Annotated in this window: 22 protein-coding genes and 1 tRNA gene; 10 read left to right on the top strand and 13 right to left on the bottom strand. The window is 58.7% G+C overall.

Features of this window, described 5'->3' with window-relative positions; genetic code table 11:
- Positions 1-48: 48 nt before the first annotated feature.
- From ACRY08_RS12670 to ACRY08_RS12660, 3 genes are read left to right on the top strand one after another with little or no spacing between them, the layout of a single operon-like run.
- Positions 49-789, top strand: a complete 741-nt coding sequence (locus ACRY08_RS12670; RefSeq protein WP_432450315.1) for an N-formylglutamate amidohydrolase — start codon at positions 49-51, stop codon at positions 787-789.
- A 1-nt stretch (position 790) separates the two neighbouring features.
- Complete coding sequence (locus ACRY08_RS12665; RefSeq protein WP_432450314.1) at positions 791-1,126, top strand: 5-carboxymethyl-2-hydroxymuconate Delta-isomerase; 336 nt, start codon at positions 791-793, stop codon at positions 1,124-1,126.
- 12 nt (positions 1,127-1,138) lie between these two features.
- Positions 1,139-1,456 carry a DUF1244 domain-containing protein gene (locus ACRY08_RS12660; RefSeq protein ID WP_432450313.1) on the top strand — a complete coding sequence of 106 codons (318 nt, stop codon included), beginning with the start codon at positions 1,139-1,141 and terminating at the stop codon, positions 1,454-1,456.
- 105 nt (positions 1,457-1,561) lie between these two features.
- Here ACRY08_RS12660 and ACRY08_RS12655 read toward each other — a convergent pair whose 3' ends face one another.
- Positions 1,562-2,581 carry a LacI family DNA-binding transcriptional regulator gene (locus ACRY08_RS12655; protein WP_432450312.1) on the bottom strand — a complete coding sequence of 340 codons (1,020 nt, stop codon included), beginning with the start codon at positions 2,579-2,581 and terminating at the stop codon, positions 1,562-1,564.
- Between the two features lie 79 nt (positions 2,582-2,660).
- Here ACRY08_RS12655 and ACRY08_RS12650 point away from each other — a divergent pair, with 79 nt between their 5' ends.
- Positions 2,661-3,842 (top strand): phytanoyl-CoA dioxygenase family protein, encoded by a 1,182-nt coding sequence (locus ACRY08_RS12650; RefSeq protein WP_432450311.1) that lies wholly within the window; start codon positions 2,661-2,663, stop codon positions 3,840-3,842.
- Between the two features lie 182 nt (positions 3,843-4,024).
- Here ACRY08_RS12650 and ACRY08_RS12645 read toward each other — a convergent pair whose 3' ends face one another.
- Positions 4,025-4,879, bottom strand: a complete 855-nt coding sequence (locus ACRY08_RS12645; protein ID WP_432450310.1) for a D-amino-acid transaminase — start codon at positions 4,877-4,879, stop codon at positions 4,025-4,027.
- A gap of 102 nt (positions 4,880-4,981) precedes the next feature.
- On the opposite strand from ACRY08_RS12645, the gene ACRY08_RS12640 reads away from it, so the two are divergent.
- Positions 4,982-5,431 carry a DMT family transporter gene (locus ACRY08_RS12640; RefSeq protein WP_432450309.1) on the top strand — a complete coding sequence of 150 codons (450 nt, stop codon included), beginning with the start codon at positions 4,982-4,984 and terminating at the stop codon, positions 5,429-5,431.
- A 2-nt stretch (positions 5,432-5,433) separates the two neighbouring features.
- On the opposite strand, the gene dgcA is transcribed toward ACRY08_RS12640, so the two are convergent.
- Both dgcA and dgcN read right to left on the bottom strand, forming a co-directional pair.
- Positions 5,434-6,399, bottom strand: a complete 966-nt coding sequence (dgcA, locus tag ACRY08_RS12635) for an N-acetyl-D-Glu racemase DgcA (protein WP_432450308.1) — start codon at positions 6,397-6,399, stop codon at positions 5,434-5,436.
- A gap of 67 nt (positions 6,400-6,466) precedes the next feature.
- Positions 6,467-7,468, bottom strand: coding sequence for an N-acetyltransferase DgcN (gene dgcN, locus ACRY08_RS12630; RefSeq protein WP_432450306.1), 1,002 nt, complete (start codon positions 7,466-7,468; stop codon positions 6,467-6,469).
- Positions 7,469-7,741: 273 nt separating this feature from the next.
- Here dgcN and ACRY08_RS12625 point away from each other — a divergent pair, with 273 nt between their 5' ends.
- From ACRY08_RS12625 to ACRY08_RS12615, 3 genes are all read left to right on the top strand, one after another.
- The gene (locus ACRY08_RS12625) at positions 7,742-8,701 is read left to right on the top strand and encodes an L-malyl-CoA/beta-methylmalyl-CoA lyase (protein WP_432450305.1); all 960 of its coding nucleotides are present in this window, start codon (positions 7,742-7,744) and stop codon (positions 8,699-8,701) included.
- A 165-nt stretch (positions 8,702-8,866) separates the two neighbouring features.
- Positions 8,867-9,292 carry a hypothetical protein gene (locus ACRY08_RS12620; RefSeq protein ID WP_432450304.1) on the top strand — a complete coding sequence of 142 codons (426 nt, stop codon included), beginning with the start codon at positions 8,867-8,869 and terminating at the stop codon, positions 9,290-9,292.
- A 205-nt stretch (positions 9,293-9,497) separates the two neighbouring features.
- On the top strand, positions 9,498-10,463 hold the full coding sequence (locus ACRY08_RS12615) for an acetyl-CoA carboxylase carboxyltransferase subunit alpha (RefSeq protein ID WP_432450302.1): 966 nt from the start codon (positions 9,498-9,500) through the stop codon (positions 10,461-10,463).
- A gap of 7 nt (positions 10,464-10,470) precedes the next feature.
- Here the strand turns inward: ACRY08_RS12615 and ACRY08_RS12610 are convergent, their stop codons facing one another.
- The 5 genes from ACRY08_RS12610 to ACRY08_RS12590 all read right to left on the bottom strand — a co-directional run bounded on the left by ACRY08_RS12610 (position 10,471) and on the right by ACRY08_RS12590 (position 13,750).
- Positions 10,471-11,076, bottom strand: a complete 606-nt coding sequence (locus tag ACRY08_RS12610; protein ID WP_432450301.1) for a pyridoxamine 5'-phosphate oxidase family protein — start codon at positions 11,074-11,076, stop codon at positions 10,471-10,473.
- Positions 11,076-11,810 (bottom strand): lysophospholipid acyltransferase family protein, encoded by a 735-nt coding sequence (locus ACRY08_RS12605; RefSeq protein ID WP_432450300.1) that lies wholly within the window; start codon positions 11,808-11,810, stop codon positions 11,076-11,078. The genes ACRY08_RS12610 and ACRY08_RS12605 overlap by 1 nt, the downstream gene beginning before the upstream one ends.
- Positions 11,810-12,715, bottom strand: a complete 906-nt coding sequence (locus ACRY08_RS12600; protein WP_432450299.1) for a cell division protein FtsX — start codon at positions 12,713-12,715, stop codon at positions 11,810-11,812. Before ACRY08_RS12600 ends, ACRY08_RS12605 begins: the two co-directional genes overlap by 1 nt.
- On the bottom strand, positions 12,712-13,386 hold the full coding sequence (locus tag ACRY08_RS12595) for a cell division ATP-binding protein FtsE (RefSeq protein ID WP_432450297.1): 675 nt from the start codon (positions 13,384-13,386) through the stop codon (positions 12,712-12,714). The genes ACRY08_RS12600 and ACRY08_RS12595 overlap by 4 nt, the downstream gene beginning before the upstream one ends.
- A gap of 79 nt (positions 13,387-13,465) precedes the next feature.
- Positions 13,466-13,750 (bottom strand): hypothetical protein, encoded by a 285-nt coding sequence (locus ACRY08_RS12590; protein ID WP_432450620.1) that lies wholly within the window; start codon positions 13,748-13,750, stop codon positions 13,466-13,468.
- On the opposite strand from ACRY08_RS12590, the gene ACRY08_RS12585 reads away from it, so the two are divergent.
- Positions 13,652-14,476 (top strand): zinc-ribbon domain-containing protein, encoded by an 825-nt coding sequence (locus ACRY08_RS12585; protein ID WP_432450296.1) that lies wholly within the window; start codon positions 13,652-13,654, stop codon positions 14,474-14,476. The two genes, ACRY08_RS12590 and ACRY08_RS12585, sit on opposite strands and share 99 nt — an antisense overlap.
- A gap of 144 nt (positions 14,477-14,620) precedes the next feature.
- Here the strand turns inward: ACRY08_RS12585 and ACRY08_RS12580 are convergent.
- Together ACRY08_RS12580 and ACRY08_RS12575 are read right to left on the bottom strand one after the other, a co-directional pair.
- A tRNA-Met gene (locus tag ACRY08_RS12580) sits at positions 14,621-14,697 on the bottom strand.
- A gap of 23 nt (positions 14,698-14,720) precedes the next feature.
- Positions 14,721-14,891 carry a hypothetical protein gene (locus ACRY08_RS12575; RefSeq protein WP_432450295.1) on the bottom strand — a complete coding sequence of 57 codons (171 nt, stop codon included), beginning with the start codon at positions 14,889-14,891 and terminating at the stop codon, positions 14,721-14,723.
- Between ACRY08_RS12575 and ACRY08_RS12570 the strand changes: the two genes are divergently transcribed.
- Positions 14,890-15,354 carry an acyloxyacyl hydrolase gene (locus ACRY08_RS12570; protein ID WP_432450294.1) on the top strand — a complete coding sequence of 155 codons (465 nt, stop codon included), beginning with the start codon at positions 14,890-14,892 and terminating at the stop codon, positions 15,352-15,354. The genes ACRY08_RS12575 and ACRY08_RS12570 overlap by 2 nt on opposite strands.
- 273 nt (positions 15,355-15,627) lie before the next feature.
- Here ACRY08_RS12570 and ACRY08_RS12565 read toward each other — a convergent pair whose 3' ends face one another.
- Positions 15,628-15,927, bottom strand: a complete 300-nt coding sequence (locus ACRY08_RS12565) for a hypothetical protein (protein WP_432450292.1) — start codon at positions 15,925-15,927, stop codon at positions 15,628-15,630.
- Complete coding sequence (locus tag ACRY08_RS12560) at positions 15,897-16,052, bottom strand: hypothetical protein (RefSeq protein WP_432450291.1); 156 nt, start codon at positions 16,050-16,052, stop codon at positions 15,897-15,899. Before ACRY08_RS12560 ends, ACRY08_RS12565 begins: the two co-directional genes overlap by 31 nt.
- Positions 16,053-16,308 lie beyond the last annotated feature (256 nt).

Raw genomic sequence — 16,308 nt, 5'->3', positions numbered from 1 at the left:
CCCGACAGCTCGCATAAAGGAGGAGTGAATCAGGAAAACGACACAGATATGACATACGAACCCTTTCACATCATTGGCAAGGATCGACCGGCCCGTTGGCTGATCACCTGCGACCACGCGGCCAACACCGTGCCGCCCTGCGTCGGTGCGGGCGACCTTGGCCTTGCCCCCGAAGATATGGCCCGCCACATCGCCTATGATGTGGGCGCAGCCGGGGTCAGCCGCCACCTGTCAGAGCTTCTGGATGCCCCTGCGGTCCTGTCCAATTTCTCGCGTCTGGTGATCGACCCGAACCGGGGCGAAGATGATCCGACGCTTTTGATGAAGCTTTATGACGGCACGATCATCCCGGCCAACCGCCACGCGGATGCCGATGAAAAAGCCCGGCGCCTTGATGCGTTTCACCGCCCCTATCACGCCGCACTGGCCGCGCTGGCCGCACGGCAGGAGGACACGGTGATTGTGGCGATGCATTCCTATACGCCCAAGCTGAACGGCTATCCGCCGCGCCCGTGGCACGTGGCCGTCCTGCACGAGAAAGACAGCCGCTTTGCGACGCCGCTCATCGAACGTTTGATGGAAGAACCGGACCTCTGCGTCGGCGAAAACGAACCCTATGGCGGGCATCTGGATGGCGATTCGATTGATCGGCATGCGCTGGACACCGGGCGTCCCAACGTGTTGATCGAGATCCGCAACGACTTGATCGAGACCGAAGACCAGCAACGCGCATGGGCCGAACGCCTCGCCCCGATCTTGATGGAAACCCTTGCCAAGGTAGGGCTCTGACATGCCACATATCCGGATCGAATATACCGGCGAAGCAGGTGCCGCGATGCAGCCGCTTTGCGAAGCGCTGCTGGACGCGCTTTCTGCCCATGACGCCATTCCCAACCCCGCTTCGATCAAGATTCGCGCCCTGCCGGTGCAATATGCGGTAATGGGAAGCGAAGCGCAGGGATTTGCCCACGCGCAGTTCGCCCTTTTGCCCGGACGCTCCGAAGCGGTGAAGTCCGAGCTCGCGCAGCTGATCCTTTCGACCATGCGCGCCCATCTGCCGCAGATCGCCAACCTATCCGTTGACGTCGAGGACCTCAGCCCTTCCTATGCCAAAGACGTTCTCTAAGGAGTGACCCACATGGACGACCAGACCCGTATCGAGATCGAAGCCGCCGCCTTTCGCCGCCTGCAAAAGCACCTGATGGAAGACCGCACCGACGCGCAGAACATCGACATGATGAATCTTGCTGGCTTCTGCCGCAACTGCCTTGCCCGATGGTATCAGGAAGCTGCCAATGAACGCGGCATTGAGATGACCAAAGACGAAGGCCGCGAGGCGTTCTATGGCATGACAATGGCCGAGTGGAAGGCGAACTATCAGACAGACGCCAGCCCGGAAAAGCAAGCGGCTTTCGAGGTGGCGTTCAAAGAAAATGTGCTCGGCGAGAAAAAGTAAGCTGGCGGTGGCTTGGAACTTCAGCTGTGCGGAGCAAAGCCGACAGCGGCGAAGAAGACGGTGTTGTCTGCTTTTCCAGGTGACAGGGCAAATCCAGCTAGAAAATCACCGTGGAACATTCTCCGGTGTCAGCACCTGAACCGTCGAGATTGGCGCCTCAAACAGATCGTTAGACAGTCGATGGTAGGCCAAAAAGGCGTTGAAGGCGTTTCGTATGTCCAGTTGCAGATCGTGATGCAGGACGAAGTCCAAGCGCCTGTCCTGGATCAGCTCTCTGTTTTCCCTATCAAGGTCATGGGCCACGTACACCTTGGGGCGAAGACCATTGTCCGCCAGCGTGCGTAGGATCGATCGGTTGCCACCCCCCATCGAATAGACCGCGCGTAGATCACGAATGTCGTTCATGGACTTCGTGAGGAGCTTCGATGTTTCAAAGTCCACTCCGCTGCCGCCTTGGACAGCAAGAACCTGTAGACTCGGATGCTCGCGCGCCAAGGCTTCGACAAACGCAAACTCTCGTTCCTCTTCGCCCAGAAAACGTTCATGGCTGCGCGTAGCCAGGACCATTCCCGGCATATCTCCAAGCGTTCGGGAGATAAGATAAGCAGCTGTGCGGCCTGCACCAGCGTTGTCTAACCCGACATAGGCAAGACGATCAGCTCCTCCAATGTCGGTCACAAGCGTGACTACGGGGATTCTGGCGTTGGCCAGCATTTTGACGGCGTCTCTTATCTTTGCTGTGTCGCGGGCCTTGAGGCAGACGCCCTGGCTGCCGCGTTTCATGATCCGCCCGAGCGCCGCAATGACCTCCTCTTCTTCCATGACGTCCTGCAGCAGAAATCGCGGGCGGCATACGGCAGTTCCTATCTGGGGAACTACGGCTTCGGCGGCCGCCTTCACCTCGCGGCTGAAGCGTGATGGCGCCTCCACAACGAAGTCGAAGAACAAACGTCTTCCACGGGCAGCAAGCTGGGCTTCCTGGGATTTCAGCTCTTCTATTGCAGCCGTAACGCGCAACTTTGTCTGCGGGCTTACATGGGCCCGGTCATTCAGAGCCCGATCTACAGTGGCGGTGCCAAGACCTGCCTGCCTTGCGATCTCTTTGATGGGAAAGCGGTGCGTCATTTGATGTTTTTTTGATGTATTTTAGGACCCAATGCAATCCCCATGGCCCTATCCTTGTCGCGACAAGGGAGGAGCCGCCATGAAGGACGCCATCGACAAAACCATCGCCTACTACGACCCGGATACCTGTGATCTGGGCGAGTTCACAGCACTCATCGATCAGGAAACACGCCCCGAGCAGGTGCCGCATGCGGCTCTGATCGAAAAGAATATCCCCGTCTACGACATGGCGGACCTGCGTACCGCTCTCGAGGATGACCAGACGCGTCGCACGCTTATGTCGGAATGGGCGCAAGTCCTGCGCTCGGGTGCAGGGGTTGTGGCGCTGAAGGGGGCCTATGCCGATACGGCGGTTCTGGATGAGGCAACCCGCATCTACGAAAGCATTATCGCAGAAGAGAAGCAGGGAACTGGGGGCGCCGGCGATCATTTCGCAGCGTCGGGAGCAAACGATCGAATCTGGAACGCGCTTCAAAAGCTCTGCGAAGCCTCGCCCAAGGCGTTTCTGAACTACTTCGCAAACACTTCTATCGCGGCAGTTTGCGAAGCTTGGTTGGGGCCGAATTATCAGATGACAGCGCAGGTAAACCTCGTTCACCCGGGCGGCGCAGCTCAGCAGGCTCATCGCGACTATCATCTGGGGTTTCAAACCGCCGACGTCAGCGCGTCTTATCCTGCGCACGTCCACGATGTCTCACCCATTCTGACGCTTCAGGGCGCTGTTGCACATTGCGACATGCCTTTGGAAAGCGGCCCGACCAAGCTGCTGCCCTTCTCTCAAACATACCGTCCCGGGTATGCAGCGTGGCGCCGAGATGACTTTCGGGTGCTTTTCGAGGAGCGCCATGTGCAGTTGCCGTTGGCCAAAGGGGATGCCGTGTTCTTCTCCCCCGCTCTGTTTCACGCTGCCGGTGCCAATACGAGCCATGACATTCACCGCTTCGCCAACCTTTTGCAGGTGTCATCGGCCTTCGGTCGCGCAATGGAGACGGTCGATCGGGAGAGAATGTGCAAGCTGCTCTACCCGCATGCGCTTCGGGCCCGGCAGGAAAACAGGCTCAGCCCCGCCGAATTGTCCGCGGCAATCGCTGCGACCGCAGAGGGGTACTCGTTCCCGACAAACCTAGATCGCGATCCCCCGATAAACGGTCTTGCACCGGAAACCCAAGCCGCCTTCTTTCGGCGCGCGTTGGCTGAGGGCGTTGATGAGCCTGCCTTTGCCGATCGGTTGAATCAGATGAGTAAAGCGCGCGGGGCTTAGACCCGGGCGACCTTGGCAGTCGATCTCCAAAGCGGTCGCCGGTTGTTCATTCAACTTTCGCTCGCTTTGGGCTCTTCGCGGACATTCCCTCGGCCAACCCTACCCAAAAAATCGCAAAGGCACTCAACAGAAAAGGGCCGCTGAAGCGGCCCTTTCTCACGTCGCCTCACAACCGTTGCGGATCACACCGCCGCCTTCAGGCTCTCATCCAGATAAATCTCGCGCAGGCGCAGGGCCACGCGGCCCGGCGCGCCGTCACCCAGTGTCTGGCCGTCAATTTCCACCACCGGCATCACGAAAGCTGAGGCCGAGGTGAAGAACGCCTCATCCGCGCTTTGTGCTTCTTCGATGGTGAAGTTGCGCTCTTCGATTTCAATCTGTGCCTCTTCGGCGTAGCGCAACACAGCCGCACGGGTGATGCCGTGCAGAATGTCATTGGACAAGCCGCGCGTGATGATCTTGCCGTCTTTCACGATATAGACGTTGTTCGAGGTGCCCTCGGTCACGAACCCATCCTCGACCAGCCACGCGTCATCGGCGCCCGCTGCCTTGGCCATCATCTTGCCCATCGACGGATAGAGCAGCTGTACCGTCTTGATGTCGCGGCGACCCCAGCGAATATCCTCGATCGAGATCACTTTCATCGGCTTCACGGTCTCAGACAGCCCCGGCTTGTTCTGTGTGAACAGAACCACGGTCGGCTTCACCTTTTCGGGGTCCGGGAAGGCAAAATCACGGTCGCTATCGGCCCCGCGCGAGATTTGCAGGTAAACCAGACCCTCTTCAATCTCGTTCAGACGCACCAATTCGCGATGAACCTCCAGCAAGTCCTCTTTCGAGATCGGATGCTCCATTCCCAGCTCGTCCAGGGAACGGGCCAGACGGTCGGCATGCCCGTCAAAGGCAATCAGCTTGCCATCCAGCACGCTGGTCACCTCGTAAACGGCATCGGCGAACAGGAACCCACGGTCAAAGATCGAAACGCTTGCCTCGGTCTCGGGCAAATACTCTCCGTTCACATATACGGTGCGGGTCATGTCAGGTCTCCTTCATGTGACGCTGCGGGCCATTTGACCCGGGCGACAATTCCTGTTTGGGGTGTTGATACAAATACCGACGACAGAGTCAAAGGAAACCCCATGCCCAGCGCCACGCAATCCGCCGCCATCATGCTGACCGCCGGGATTGGCATTCCGGTTCTGGCAGCGCTTAACGCCGCATTGGGCCAGCGCATGGGATCGCCGATTGCGGCGGGATTGATCCTGTTCGTGGTGGCATTCCTGACCACTGGCGTCGTGTTCTTGATGTCCGGCGCGTCGCTGAAAGGCGCTGTGGGATCGCCGCCGCACCTGTTCTTCGCGGGCTGCCTTGTGGCCTTTTACGTGCTGACCATCACCTGGGTCGCCCCCAGCTTTGGCGTCGGCAATGCGGTGTTCTTCGTGCTGATTGGCCAATTGATCGCCGCTGCCGCCATCGACCACTTTGGCCTCTTCGGCGCGAATGTCACGCCCCTGACTTTTTGGCGCATTGCCGGGATTGCGGTCATGGGCGTGGGCGTCTTTCTGACCCAGATTGCAGGACGTGGCTGACATCAGCCCCAAAGCGCGACCTTGGGCGGATGCACGCCCGCATCGTCAAACAGAAGCGGCGTCTCGCGATCCTCAGCCAACAGAAGCGGCCCATCCAGATCGGTGACCATTGCCCCCTGCGCCACCAAGGTCGCAGGCGCCATCGCCAAAGACGAGCCAACCATACAGCCCACCATGACCTCATAGCCCTCGGCCAATGCGGCTTCGCGCAGGGCCAGCGCCTCGGTCAGGCCACCGGTCTTGTCGAGCTTGATGTTCACCACATCATATTTGCCCTTCAGCTTGGGCAGGCTGGTGCGGTCATGGCAGCTTTCGTCGGCACAGACAGGTACCGGGCGCTCCATCCCGATCAGCGCGTCATCTTCGCCGGCGGGCAACGGCTGTTCAACCAGCCCAACACCCAAACGCACCAGATGCGGGGCAAGATCGGCATAAACCTCGTCAGACCACCCTTCATTGGCATCGACGATGATGCGCGACGCGGGCGCACCAGCGCGCACAGCTTCCAGACGCGGCATGTCATCCGGCGTGCCCAGCTTGATCTTCAACAGCGGCCGATGTGCGTTCTTCGCGGCCTGTGTCTGCATCTCGGCGGGTTCCGCCAAGGACAAGGTGTATGCAGTGATCTCGGGGCCCGGCGCAGTCAAACCTGCCAGCTCCCACGCGCGCTTGCCCGCGCGCTTGGCTTCCAGATCCCACAGGGCGCAGTCCACGGCATTGCGCGCGGCCCCGGCAGGCAACAGATCGTAAAGCGCCGCACGTGACAGATCAGCGGGCAGGCCCATGATCTCATCCGTCACACTGTCCAGCGTTTCGTCATAGCGCGCATAAGGAACACATTCGCCCCAACCCACATGATCGCCATCCTGAACCCGAACGGTCAGAACCTTCGCCTCGGTTCGCGACCCGCGCGAGATGGTAAACACCTGCGCCAGTTTGAACACATCAGGAGTGACTGAGATTTTCACGCGCCTGCCCTCGTCTTTTGTTATTGGCATCGGAGGCCGGAAGCTGTTCCCGGCCCACCTTTGCAGCTTAGATGGCTTCCAGCGCATCCACCAGCTTGCCCGCGCCATAACGGAACGGGTCGGTCGCTGGCAGCCCCATATCAGCTTCGACCTTCGCCAGATAGGCCTTGGCGTCATCATCCGACATATGCTGCGTGTTGACCGAAATGCCGATCACTTTGCAATCCGGGTTTGCCACTTTGGCCAGCCCCAGCGCCATGTCCCGCAGGGCCTCCAGCGACGGCTGCGTGTAGTCCGGCAAACCGCGCATATGCTCGCGGGTCGGTTCATGTGCCAAAACCAGAGCATCCGGCTGGCCGCCATGGATCAGCGCCATGGTCACGCCCGAATAGGACACGTGGAACAGGCTGCCCTGACCTTCGATATGATCCCAGTGATCTTCATCATTGTCCGGGGTCAGATATTCGATGGAACCGGCCATGAAATCCGCGATCACCGCGTCCAAAGGCACACCGTCACCGGTGATCAGAATGCCGGTCTGACCGGTGGCACGGAAGGTCGACTTCATGCCACGCTTGCGCATTTCGGCATCCATGCACAGGGCAGTATACATCTTGCCGACCGAGCAATCAGTGCCCACGGCCAAACACCGCTTGCCGGTGCGTTTCTTGCCGTTTGCGATCGGGTATTCAACCTCGGGGATGCGCACGTCATGCAGCTCTTGCCCGGTGGCTTCGGCCACGGCGACCAGATCGGGTTCATCACTCAGAAGGTTGTGCAGGCCCGAGGCAAGGTCAAACCCTTCCTCAAGCGCCATCACCAGCACTTTCTTCCACTCTTTCGAAATTACACCGCCACGGTTGGCCACGCCAACCACCAGCGTCTTGGCGCCAGCCGCCTTGGCTTCTTGCAGGGTCATATCGGTCAAACCCAGATCGGCGCCACAGCCCTCCATACGGAACTGACCCACGGCGTTTTCCGGGCGCCAGTCACGAATCCCGATGGCCACTTTCGCGGCCAGTTGATCGGGCGCGTCGCCCAGGAACAGAAGATACGGAGTCTTGATCATGGCCGTGGCCCTTTTTGCTGAAGTGTTGGAAATTCCCTCGGCACATTTTGACGATTAGTCAGCGTATTTTCTTTCTTTTTTCCCCTTAATTCCGTCAATCAGTGAATTATCTACGGCCACATGCAAGATTTGCACAATATTCTTCGTCACAATGGCGGATAATCCTCTGAATCATCGGATATGCTGCGCCTGCAAAATAAACTTGCGGGCGGCGCGGCAATTTAATAACGATTGCAGCCAAGAAATCGCAACATCCTTACCGAAAGGCCCGCCATGTCCTTCCGACTGCAACCTGCCGCCCCGTCCCGCCCCAACCGCTGTCAATTGTTCGGACCGGGTTCAAACACCAAACTGTTCCCGAAAATGGCCGCCTCGGCCGCGGACGTGATCAACCTTGATCTGGAAGACAGCGTCGCACCGTCCGACAAAGATGCCGCGCGCGCCAATATCATCGAGGCGCTGAACACGATCGACTGGGGCAACAAATACATGTCGGTGCGCATCAACAGCCTTGATACGCCTTACTGGTATCGCGATGTTGTCGACCTGCTGGAACAGGCCGGTGACCGTATCGACCAGATCATGATCCCGAAAGTGGGCTGCGCGGAAGATGTTTATGCGGTTGATGCTCTGGTCACGGCCATCGAGCAGGCCAAGGGCCGCACCAAACCCGTCAGCTTCGAGGTGATCATCGAGAGCGCCGCCGGCATCGCCCATGTGGAAGCCATCGCAGCCTCCAGCCCGCGTTTGCAGGCCATGTCGCTGGGTGCCGCTGACTTCGCGGCCTCGATGGGCATGCAGACCACCGGCATCGGCGGCACACAGGAAAACTACTACATGCTGCGCGAAGGCGAAAAGCACTGGTCCGACCCGTGGCACTGGGCACAGGCCGCAATCGTCGCCGCCTGCCGCACCCATGGCATCCTGCCGGTTGATGGACCCTTCGGCGACTTCTCGGACGACGAAGGCTATATCGCGCAGGCCAAACGTTCAGCCACGCTGGGCATGGTGGGAAAATGGGCCATCCACCCGAAACAGATCGCCCTGGCGAACGAGGTGTTTACCCCGTCAGAAGAGGCTGTTTCCGAAGCGCGCGAAATCCTTGCCGCCATGGAACAGGCGAAAGCCAACGGCGAAGGTGCCACTGTCTATAAAGGCCGCCTTGTCGACATCGCATCGATCAAACAGGCCGAGGTGATCGTTGCCCAGGCCGAGCTGATCGCTGGCAGCTAAGCCCCGAAAACCCCGACTGGCCCCGCAATTTGCGGGGCCTTTTTTGTTGGAACAGACTGTCGCAGGGCATCCGGTCGCATGGGCACGACTGGGCGGGCCAGTAAAGTGAACGCGGGTCATGACGAGGCCTGTTTGGGGACGCATCCCAATCTGAAAGGTTCACAAATGAGATCGCTTCTTATCGCCACAACCCTCACCCTCGGCCTGTCGGGGGCTGCAATGGCGCAGATGCAACCATCAAACCCAGCCGAAACCGGACTTTCGCGGCCCATCATTCAACTGACTGGCATTCTGGCCAAGAACATGGATGTTTTGGGGCTGAATGAAGACCAGCGCGCGGACGTGAAAAACTGGATTTCCACGATGCCCACCAACCGCAAGGCGCTGGAAACCGAGACCGTAGCCCTGCGCGCCGCATTGCGGCAGGCCATCATCGAAGGACGGGCAACCGAAGACCGTCAAGCGCTTGCCGACAAAATCGGTGCAAACGAAGTTAGGCTTGTGATGATGCGCTCCAACTGCACAGATCACTGGCGCAGCGTGCTGAGCGAAGATCAGTTCGCACAGCTCATCGAGATCGCGACAAAATAATGGGGCATGGCGGGCCGAACAGCCCGCCATATCACCGATCACGCTACAGGCCTGCTGAAACGCAACTTGCCCCCTGCGCATATGTCATGCCGCAGATGAAACGCACAAATCTTGCCAAGTTGCAGCCCAAGTAAAAAGAGCAGGAGTTGTAATGCCGCGCGCCAAACGGCATATAGTCCTGAACGACATGCAATCAGGTTGACCTATGACCAATTATCTCGAGTTCGAAAAACCGCTGGCTGAAATCGAAGGCAAGGCAGAAGAGCTGCGCGCACTGGCCCGCAACAGCGAAGAGATGGATGTGGAAGGCGAGGCGCAGGCGCTGGACGTCAAGGCCGAGAAGCTTCTGAAAGAGCTCTATGAGACCCTGACCCCGTGGCGCAAATGCCAGGTCGCCCGTCACCCGGATCGCCCGCATTGTCGCGACTATATCAATGCCCTGTTCACCGAATACACGCCGCTGGCCGGCGACCGGAACTTTGCCGATGACCACGCGGTCATGGGCGGCTTGGGCCGGATCGGCGATATCCCTGTGGTCGTCATGGGGCAGGAAAAGGGTCACGACACGAAAACGCGGATCGAACGCAATTTCGGCATGGCCCGCCCCGAAGGTTACCGCAAGGCAATCCGCCTGATGGATCTGGCTGATCGCTTTGGCCTGCCTATTGTTATGCTGGTCGACACCCCCGGTGCCTATCCCGGCAAAGGCGCGGAAGAACGCGGCCAATCAGAAGCGATTGCGCGGTCGACCGAGCGCAGTCTGAACGTGAAATCTCCTGTCGTGTCCGTGATCATCGGCGAAGGCGGATCAGGTGGCGCCGTTGCGCTGGCCACGGCAAATTCTGTCATGATGCTGGAGCATTCGATCTATTCGGTGATCAGCCCCGAGGGCTGCGCGTCGATCCTGTGGAAGGACGCCGAGAAAATGCGCGAGGCGGCCGAAGCGCTGCGCCTGACCGCGCAAGACCTGAAACAGCTGGGCGTGATCGACAAGATCATCCCCGAACCCATGGGTGGCGCGCAGCGTGGCCGTGACGAAACCATCGCTGCGGTTGGCAAAGCCATCGAAGCCGAACTGAAAGCGCTGATGAAGCGCCAAAAGGGCGACACGCTTCTGAAAGAGCGCCGCGAGAAGTTCCTGAAGATGGGATCGAAAGGGTTGGCGGCGTAAACCCGCCTTACCACATCGTCTTTTTCGCGCGTTCCGGCCAGCTTTTATCATAGCTGGCCCCATCAAATGCGCCCGAGGTCATCTCTTTCAACATGTCCCCGACGCTGGGCAGCTCTGCGCTTTCATCCTCTGACGTCCAAAGGCCAGCACGCATGATGGCACGGGCACATTGCGAGTAGATTTCCTCGATCGAGATCACAATCACCGTTCGGGGCGTTTTGCCACCCTTCTCGAACCGCGCGCGCAGCTCTTCGTCTGCCGTCAGGCGCGCGCGCCCGTTCACGCGCACCACATTGGGCGATCCGGGCACCATGAACATCAGGGCCACGCGGCTGTCGCGCACGATATTGCGCAGGCTGTCGATCCGTTCATTGCCGCGCCAATCGGGCAGCGCCAGCGTCCTGTCGTCCAGCTCGATCACAACCGGGCCATCATCGCCCCGCGGGCTGCCGTCAGCCCCTTCCGGCCCAACCGTGCTGAGCACGCAGAAACGCGACGCCATGATCCACTTGCGATAGCTGGGCGTCATCTGCCCCGCGACTTTCACCAGTGACGCTTCACCCGGAGTGCCATAGAGCGCCTCAAGCGCTTCGGTATCTTCTATAAACTCCATCACTCCACCACCTTCAATCCAGCCTCGGCCATCAAGGCATCTGACCCGGTTTCAACAACCTCTTCGACGCGTTCCATGAATGCGTCCAGCTCCAACCCCGGCTCAATGGGACTGTGGAACTCCACCACGGCAAGCCCCGGATGGCGCATGATCCCGTGGCGCTTCCAAAAGACACCGACATTGGTCGAGGCCGGCACCACAGCCTGCCCCGTTTCCTTGTAAAGCGCACCCATGCCAACCTTGTAGGGCTTCTTGACCCCGGCCGCGACGCGCGTGCCCTGCGGGAAAATAACCAGCTGCCCCGGTGCTTTCTGCCCCTCTTTCACCGCAGCAACCATCTGCTTGATCGCCGCCCCCCGTTTGCCGCGGTTCACCGGCACCGAGTTGGTGTAGATCGCATAGATATTAATGACGGGCGCCCATTTCAGCTGGCTTTTATAGATGAACTTCAGGCGCGGCAGGACCGAGGCCAGCAGCAGGATATCAAAGAAGGATTGGTGCTTGGCGGCGATCAGAACTTCGCCGGTTGGCACCTCACCCCGGATTTCGCTTTTCAGCCCGATCATCCATGACGCGGTCCAGCGCACCCAGTGACAGTAAAAGTGGATCACCTTGAACGCATTGTCGCGTTTGATCCACACAAGCGGCATGCCCAGAAAGCCAACGATGGGCAACATCAGGTACATCTGGACAATGAAAACCAGCGACCGCAGCCATTGAATTGCATGACGCATTAGCGTTTCTCCTGCAGGACGGCCAACGCGGCCTGTCGGGTTGCGATGAAGGCGACAAGGGCCGCAAAAGGGGGCACGACGAGCGGCCAGAGCCACTGCCAACCATGAAATCCAAGCCCGGTCAGGAAGTTTCCGGGGTCTTCCCCGCCAGGAAGCAAAGCCAGCACCAGCGCCCCGGCCAATGACCCCACGATCGCCCCCGAAAAAGCGCGCAGCGTGTAGCGGCGCACAAAGGCATGGGCGATATAGCTGTCACGCGCGCCCACAAGGCGCAAAACGCGGATCACCTGCTCGTTGGCCGCCAGCGCCGCCGAGGCCGCCAGCGTGATCACCGCGCCCGCAAGCGCTGCGATCAACACCATGGACAGCCACCCCAGAGACTTCAGTCGCGACGCCGCCTGAACCAGAGGTTTTCGCCAGCGCGCGTGGTCGTCCAGCACAGCCCCCGGCGCCTCGCCTGCCAATCGCGCCTTCAACCCGTCCGGGTCTATGCCATTCGCATCCTCGATCACCTCAATCAGACGAGGAATGGGCAGGCGGTCCAGAGGCAGGTCAGGGCCAAACCAGGGCTCCAGCAACCCGCGTTGTTCCTCGATCGACAATGGGCGGGCATCGGCAATGCCCGGCGTTGTGGCCAGAACCTCCATCACGGCCAAAACCTGCGCGTCCAGCTGGTCAGCCGGGGCGGTGACACGAATGGTCAGGCTGCGCGCCAAGGCCTCGCCCCAGTTTTCGGCCAAACGCCCGGACGCCATAGACAACGCCAGCGCAAAGACCGCCAAAAACGCCATTGAGGCCGCCGCAAACACAGTCAGGCGCGCCGTGTAACCGGTTGGAGGCACCACGCGATCCGCCTGAGCATCCCCGGCGATAAACTGCAAAAGCTGGTTCAGACGCGCGTTCATAGATCCACCCCCGCCTGATGCAGCTGGCCGTTTGAAATCCGCAACACACGGGCTTGCACCTGCGCCTTCGCAGCGCGGATCAGGTTCATATCATGGGTCGCGATCATCACCGTCTTGCCCATGCGGTTCAGCTCCATCAACAGCTTGAGCAACCGCAACGACATGTCCCAATCGACATTGCCGGTGGGTTCGTCCGCCAAGATAACCTCGGGTGACATGATCACCGCGCGCGCCAGGGCGGCACGTTGCCGTTCACCGCCGGACAGCTCTGGCGGACGGGCACCTGCCTGTGCGGACAGGCCCACCCATGCCAGAAGGTCATCCATCTCGGCCGGGTCAGACAGGCTGCGCCCGGACACCGTTAGCGGCAATCCAACATTCTCGGCCAGATTAAGGTGATCCAGAAACTGGCAATCCTGATGCACCACACCAATGCGCTGGCGCGCGAGGGCCACATCATCGCGCGTCATGGCGCTGGCCTGTTGCCCAAACAATGACACCTGCCCACGCGTGGCGATCAATTCGCCATAGCACAGCTTCATCAAAGTGGTTTTGCCCGCACCAGATGGCCCGGTCAGAAAATGAAACGACCCCGGCGCCAAATTCAGCGAAATCTCTGACAAAAGCGGCGTCGCGCCATAGCCATAGGACACCTGTTCCAACTCGATCACGTCATGTCCTCGCTATATGTGCGCGGGTGATTTCACCCCATAGAGGGGCCTTGGCCCCGCAACACATATTCTGGTTGTATCACGTTCCGACTGCCACCAAGCAGTGATTTCCCGAAACGCCTTGTTTGGCGACAGTTTTGCCCCAGCCGCGCAATTGTTTCAATGCAGAGCTTGCAAAGGTTTGATTTTCGCGGTGAAACTGCTCATATTGATGCCAAACACGGCAGGAAAAGCTTCGGGTAATCACCGAAGGATCGAGGGTAGAATGCGGCTTGTATGCCCCAATTGCGGCGCCCAATATGAGGTGGATGATCGCGTCATGCCAGAAGGCGGGCGCGATGTTCAGTGCTCGAATTGTGGCCACGCGTGGTTCCAAATGCCGCCGCAATCTGCTTCGTCGCTTGTTGAAGACGACGATCAGGATGGGTTTGGCGCCGATGTCCCGGCAGAAGACCCGCCCGCAGAACCTGCGCCCGAAGATACGCCGATCGATAATTCTGACGCGGATCTGGACGGTGATTTCGAACCTCCCCAAAATGCCCGTCGTGCGCTGGACGACAACGTGCGCGATATCTTGCAAGAAGAAGCCGAGCGAGAACTATCCGCACGCGAGGGTGAGCAAGAGCAGCTTGAGACACAGCCCGATCTGGGGCTCGACGACGCGGTCGATCAGGATCGGTCAGGATTGCAAGCCCGCATGGCACGGCTTCGTGGCTATGACGACACGTTTGAACAAGGTGCCCCGGCTCAGGAAATGAAAGGGCGGGATGTCCTGCCCGATATTGAAGAAATCAATTCAACGCTCGACGCGCCTGCGCAAGACAGTGACCCCTCGATGCCCGATCATGGCGACGATGGCACGTCCAAACGGGGTGGTTTCCGGCGCGGTTTCACGTTGATTCTGCTGCTGGTGATCATTGCCCTGGCGCTTTACATTCTCGCCCCACGTCTGGCCGATGCTGTGCCTGCGCTAAAGCCCACGCTTGATCAATATATCAGTCTGATCGACGGTTTGCGCGCCAAGCTGGATGATCTGATGCGTGGCGCCGTGACCTCTATGCAGGGCGCAATGGAAAAGCCCGAAGGCTGATCCACACATCCCCTGACTCGCATGAGCGTCCTAACAATACTGCGCGCAGAAGGCTTGCCGTATGGCAAGGCGAACCTATAGCCCTATAGAAACGACAAAGCCCGCCATGGGGCGGGCTTGATCGAAGCGAAAACTCGCTGATGTTGGTTGCGGGAGTAGGATTTGAACCTACGACCTTCAGGTTATGAGCCTGACGAGCTACCGGGCTGCTCCATCCCGCGCCAGTAGTAGGGCGTATATAGGCTCATGATTTCGGAACCACAAGCGCAATCGGCAAAAAATCTGTTACAAAATGCACCTCAAACTCCGCGGGCGTGACTTTGATGATCGCTTTCGCTAAGCCTTTGGGAACACGAGAGGGTTTTATGGACGGCACACTTGCAGTTTTGTTCCTGCTTACAGGATTGATCGACATGTTCATCAATCACTGTGACCGCGGCTGCGTGAAACCCACGGTCGAAGCTGTGCGCCATGTGGCCTCGGCTGGCGCGCTCATCTTTGAGGCCGATTCCATCGGTGGCGAGGCTTACTATCGCTATGACGCCCCCGTCAGCTTCGGCCCGTTTCGCCCGACGGTCGGCATATCCTTTGATACGCTCGGAGATGTTTGGGTCGGCATCGGCGCCGTGAATGAATTCCGAACGTCTCACGGTCCGGGCTATGCCGAACTCAGCTTCATACCGGGCTGGTGGATGCGTTCAGCGGACGGTCCGGTTCTGGGCTACCCTCTGGAGTTTCGGTCCGGGATCGAAGCTGGCTTCTACCGAGAAAGCGGCGCGCGCATAGGCGTGTCCTTGGATCATCGATCGAATGGAGAACTAAGTTATCCGGTTCCCAACCCGGGGCTGGAGACGGTGATGGTGCGGGTTGGACGGTAGTTCTAGACAACAATGTCGAGGAGGAGGCGCATCGTTGGTCCAAATTGACTACACCTAAGGCAATGCACTTTGCATCAACGCGCATCTCACCTCTTGTTCAATGGACTTAGCCCAGCGTCCCATAGAACGTCATATTCCGGTCGCTTGGCATGAACCGAGGATCGCCATAACGCGAATGCGAAAATCGCAAGGACCAAAATAATCGCGATGAAATCACTGATCATCTCCGCTCCATTCAAGTCATTTTCCTAGAAGCTCTAAGCGTAGTTTTCTTCAACAAACTAAGATTTCCACAACGACGGCAAGAAGGTTGATTAGGAAAAACCCAAACGGCACTAGAGCCCAGTGAAGGAAGCCTATTCTTGCGAGTTTTATATGGGTTTCTCGAAGCGGATCATCTTCCTTCCTTCGATACCCAGCCCGTAAATTGTCGAAGTTAAGATTGATCTTTTGACCACTTTTTCGGAGTGGTTCGAACTCATCACGTAGCGAAACTTTCCAGAACGAGAAGATGACCAGGGGAATCACCGCCACCATAGCAGCTACGACCATTCGCTTGCCCCCCAGTTGCATTCAGTATCCTTCTGTGGGTCATTTACGATCTCTTCCACATAAGTCAGAAGCAATTCTAGTGGCAGAGCCGAGAGCCGCCGTTCCTCGGCATTTCTCGGAATGCCGACATAATCAGAGTTCATCATGTTGGTGTTACCTGTGTAAAAGAGGCTGCTAACTAGACAAGGACAAAAGCCCGCCTTCAATGAAACTTAGTGGTTTCTAACCCAATTGATCCGAGCCCACTATCTATAGGTGTGCTCTGCGCATCAAACATAGAACACAAAACGCCGCCGGCATTTCTGCTCGGCGGCGTATTGTTTATTTTCATCGTTGAGAGAATATTGGCTCTTTGCTAGGTTTGGCGGTGACCTACTCTCCCACACCTTAAGATGCAGTACC

The organism is Aliiroseovarius marinus, from assembly GCF_050881025.1.
Classification (GTDB): Bacteria; Pseudomonadota; Alphaproteobacteria; order Rhodobacterales; family Rhodobacteraceae; genus Aliiroseovarius; species Aliiroseovarius marinus_A.
This window is presented reverse-complemented; position numbering and strand designations above follow the sequence as displayed.

Coding starts and splice junctions, on each gene's coding strand:
- ACRY08_RS12640 (WP_432450309.1), top strand. CDS start 4,982: ATGCCCAGCGCCACGCAATCCGCCGCCATCATGCTGACCGCCGGGATT.
- ACRY08_RS12625 (WP_432450305.1), top strand. CDS start 7,742: ATGTCCTTCCGACTGCAACCTGCCGCCCCGTCCCGCCCCAACCGCTGT.
- ACRY08_RS12600 (WP_432450299.1), bottom strand. CDS start 12,715: ATGAACGCGCGTCTGAACCAGCTTTTGCAGTTTATCGCCGGGGATGCT.
- ACRY08_RS12660 (WP_432450313.1), top strand. CDS start 1,139: ATGGACGACCAGACCCGTATCGAGATCGAAGCCGCCGCCTTTCGCCGC.
- ACRY08_RS12570 (WP_432450294.1), top strand. CDS start 14,890: ATGTTCATCAATCACTGTGACCGCGGCTGCGTGAAACCCACGGTCGAA.
- ACRY08_RS12645 (WP_432450310.1), bottom strand. CDS start 4,879: ATGACCCGCACCGTATATGTGAACGGAGAGTATTTGCCCGAGACCGAG.
- ACRY08_RS12620 (WP_432450304.1), top strand. CDS start 8,867: ATGAGATCGCTTCTTATCGCCACAACCCTCACCCTCGGCCTGTCGGGG.
- dgcN (WP_432450306.1), bottom strand. CDS start 7,468: ATGATCAAGACTCCGTATCTTCTGTTCCTGGGCGACGCGCCCGATCAA.
- ACRY08_RS12665 (WP_432450314.1), top strand. CDS start 791: ATGCCACATATCCGGATCGAATATACCGGCGAAGCAGGTGCCGCGATG.
- ACRY08_RS12610 (WP_432450301.1), bottom strand. CDS start 11,076: ATGGAGTTTATAGAAGATACCGAAGCGCTTGAGGCGCTCTATGGCACT.
- ACRY08_RS12565 (WP_432450292.1), bottom strand. CDS start 15,927: ATGCAACTGGGGGGCAAGCGAATGGTCGTAGCTGCTATGGTGGCGGTG.
- ACRY08_RS12650 (WP_432450311.1), top strand. CDS start 2,661: ATGAAGGACGCCATCGACAAAACCATCGCCTACTACGACCCGGATACC.
- ACRY08_RS12655 (WP_432450312.1), bottom strand. CDS start 2,581: ATGACGCACCGCTTTCCCATCAAAGAGATCGCAAGGCAGGCAGGTCTT.
- ACRY08_RS12585 (WP_432450296.1), top strand. CDS start 13,652: ATGCGGCTTGTATGCCCCAATTGCGGCGCCCAATATGAGGTGGATGAT.
- ACRY08_RS12575 (WP_432450295.1), bottom strand. CDS start 14,891: ATGTCGATCAATCCTGTAAGCAGGAACAAAACTGCAAGTGTGCCGTCC.
- ACRY08_RS12560 (WP_432450291.1), bottom strand. CDS start 16,052: ATGATGAACTCTGATTATGTCGGCATTCCGAGAAATGCCGAGGAACGG.
- ACRY08_RS12670 (WP_432450315.1), top strand. CDS start 49: ATGACATACGAACCCTTTCACATCATTGGCAAGGATCGACCGGCCCGT.
- ACRY08_RS12605 (WP_432450300.1), bottom strand. CDS start 11,810: ATGCGTCATGCAATTCAATGGCTGCGGTCGCTGGTTTTCATTGTCCAG.
- ACRY08_RS12615 (WP_432450302.1), top strand. CDS start 9,498: ATGACCAATTATCTCGAGTTCGAAAAACCGCTGGCTGAAATCGAAGGC.